Source organism: Sphingomonas sp. SFZ2018-12, assembly GCF_022496715.1.
In the GTDB taxonomy this organism is placed as follows: domain Bacteria; phylum Pseudomonadota; class Alphaproteobacteria; order Sphingomonadales; family Sphingomonadaceae; genus Sphingomonas.
On record NZ_WTFM01000013.1, the window covers coordinates 1 to 2,906 of the forward strand.

Below are 2,906 nucleotides of genomic sequence, written 5' to 3' on the forward strand. Positions count from 1 at the left end.
GTATCCGTCCGGTCGTTGCACGTCAGGCGGCCAGACGATGATTAGCCGCCCAGTTCCACGGCAGGAGATCGTCGAGTCGGTTGGCGGGATGGCCGTCCACCATGCGTTCGATGACGTCGCGCAGCCAGGCGTACGGCTCGACCCCGTTGAGCTTGGCGGTTTCGATCAGCGAGCAGATCACCGCCCAGCGATGACCACCGCCGTCGCTGCCGGCGAACAGGTGATTCTTGCGCCCGAGCGCGACCGGGCGGATGGCGCGCTCGACCGGATTGGTATCAAGTTCGATGCGGCCATCGCCGAGGAACCAGGTGAGGCTTGCCCAGCGCCCAAGCGCATAACGGATGGCATCGGCAAGCGTGCTGCGCGCGGGAACGAGGCCGAGCTGCGCTTCGAGCCACTTTTTCAACGCGGCAACGAGCGGCCGCGACAGCGATTGTCGCCATGCCAGCCGGTTTGCAGGCGAGGTCGCGCGCGCCTTCGCCTCGACGGCATAAATGTCGCCGATCCGGCGCAAAGCCTCGGCCGCGATCGGCGAGCCGGTCGCCTGCTCCACGTCGTAGAACTTGCGCCGCGTATGCGCCCAGCAGGCCGCAAGCACGACGTCGCCGCACGCGGTCAGGCGCTCGAACCCGGCATAGCCATCGACGTGCAGCACGCCTTTGAAGTGCGCCAGATGCCCGACTGGGCGCTCCGCTTTACGGTCCGGCGCGAACAGATAGACGGCGGCCGGCGGCGCGGGGCCGCTCCAGCCGCGCTGGTCGCGGGCATAGACCCACAGCCGTCCGGTCTTGGTCTTGCCGCGGCCCGGATCGAGCACCGGAACCGGCGTGTCGTCGGCGAACAGATGATCGCTGGTGAACACGTCGGCGCACAGCCTGTCGTGCAGGGCTTCGAGCCACCAGCAGGCCCCGCCGACCCATCCCGCGAGCGTCGATCGGCTCAGATCGACGCCGTGGCGGGCGAAGATCTGCGACTGCCGGTAGAGCGGCGTGTGATCGCAATATTTGCTGACCAGCACCTGCGCGAGCAGCGCCGGGGTCGCCAGACCGCCCGCGATCGGGCGCTCCGGCGCGGGCATCTGCGTTACCGTGCCGCAGGCGCGACACGCATATTTGGGACGTACGATCCGCACGACGCGCAGCTGTGCTGGCACCCAGTCGAGCATCTCGCTGACGCTCTCGCCGATGTCATGAAGGGCGTTGCCGCAACCCGCACAAGTGTCATGGTCAACGTCGAGCCGCATCTCTTCGCGCAGCAGATGATCCGGCAACGGTTTGCGGTGTGGCTGCCGATCAGTAATGCCGGTGATGACCGGACTGCTGGCTTCGATGCGACCGATATCGGCATCGAGGTCTTCCAGGCCGAGCGCGAGTTGGTCGGGATCGAGGCGTTCCGCGCTGCGCCCGAACTGCATCCGCTGGAGCTTCTTGATGATGGCCTGAAGGCGCTCGATCTCGTCGTTACGGGTGGCGACGATCGATACCATATCGCGCACCAGTTGGTGCAGAAGCGCCGTGTCCGACGGCAGATTGTCGAGATCGAGCCGCATGCCCGATACTACTATAAATCGACCATAAACCCAAGCATTTCTGCCGGATTCGGTGTGGATTCAGCCCGCTTTCGTGGGCGTCCAGACGCGCTCGGGATGCCGCCAGTCGATGCCCTCCAAGAGCATCGCGAGTTGCGCCGGCGACATCGGGATCGATTCCCCCGGCACGCTCATCCTGGGCCAGACGAAGTGCCCGCGATCGATCCGCTTGGTGAACAGGCACAGCCCCGTGCCGTCCCAAAACAACAGCTTGATCAGGTTCGCGCGCGTACCCCTGAACGCGAACAGATGGCCCGAGAACGGATCCTTCTTCAACACCTCCTGCACCATCGTGGCGAGTCCATCCATGCCCTTGCGCATGTCGGTCACACCGAGCGCCAGATGCACCTTCACGCCAGCGGGCACGATCATCATGGCTGCATCTCCTGCGCCGCCACCGCGCGGCGAACGGCCTCGGGATCGGCATCGATTGGTGCGAACACACGCCTCCCGTCGGTCAGGTCGACCGCCGCCATGCCGTCGGGGCATGGCAGCAGATCGGCGAGCAATGATGCGCCGCCTTGGCGATCGGCGCGCGTTTCCGCGACGCGCACCGGCACAAGGACAGCGGGCTTTTCTTTCCCGAAGCCGAACTGGTCGCGCCACCTGAACAACACGCTGGTGGCGATCCCATGAGCGCGACAGACCGACGAGACACTCTCGCCGTGCCGCTCGGTCTCGAGCAGCAGCGCGATCTTTTGCTCGAGGCTATAGCGCCGCCGCGTCGCCCGTTTAGGCGGTCCGGCCTCCGCTTCGATCGCCGCTGTCAACACCTTCGCGCGCTCGGATTCCTTCGTCCTAGTGCTTATATTTTCCCTTATCAGCGGCCGCGACGACGGGTGCAGAAGCGACCGCCAGTCGATCACAACCTCCTCCGCTTCGATCAGATTGCGCCAGCGTTTGAGGCTGTAGGACGACAGCCGCAGCGCCGACGCATAGTCGCGCAAGGGCAGTCCCGACCATTGCCACGCTTCGACATGCATCGCCCAGAACGCCTGTGTCGCCTGGCGCCGCTTGTCCGCCGATATCGGGCGATTACGCCGTCGCCACTGTTGATTTCGAACGCTTTTCTGCTCTTCCCAGTCGGTAAGTTCGCGCCGCCATTTGGTGAACGTCCAGCACGTCAGACCGTGCTGGCGACAATATTTGGCGACCGTCAGGCCGCTCTTCCGATGTGCCTCGATGTGCACCTGCCACCACGACCGCTTGGCCGGGTTGTCGAAAAGTCGCCGTCCCATTCACCCACCTCGTCATCAGATCGGAGGCGATATGGTCATCCACAAAAACGCAGAACAATGTGCGAACTTCGGACGGTTAC

General features: G+C 64.8%; 3 protein-coding genes. All 3 read right to left on the reverse strand.

Features of this window, described 5'->3' with window-relative positions:
- Positions 1-22 precede the first annotated feature (22 nt).
- From GO308_RS18545 to GO308_RS18555, 3 genes are read right to left on the reverse strand one after another with little or no spacing between them, the layout of a single operon-like run.
- Complete coding sequence (locus GO308_RS18545; RefSeq protein ID WP_240886448.1) at positions 23-1,549, reverse strand: IS66 family transposase; 1,527 nt, start codon at positions 1,547-1,549, stop codon at positions 23-25.
- A 60-nt stretch (positions 1,550-1,609) separates the two neighbouring features.
- Positions 1,610-1,963: an IS66 family insertion sequence element accessory protein TnpB gene (tnpB, locus tag GO308_RS18550; protein WP_240886449.1), complete on the reverse strand. Its 354-nt coding sequence runs from the start codon at positions 1,961-1,963 to the stop codon at positions 1,610-1,612.
- The gene (locus GO308_RS18555) at positions 1,960-2,778 is read right to left on the reverse strand and encodes a transposase (protein WP_240886450.1); all 819 of its coding nucleotides are present in this window, start codon (positions 2,776-2,778) and stop codon (positions 1,960-1,962) included. The genes tnpB and GO308_RS18555 overlap by 4 nt, the downstream gene beginning before the upstream one ends.
- Between the last annotated feature and the right edge of the window lie 128 nt (positions 2,779-2,906).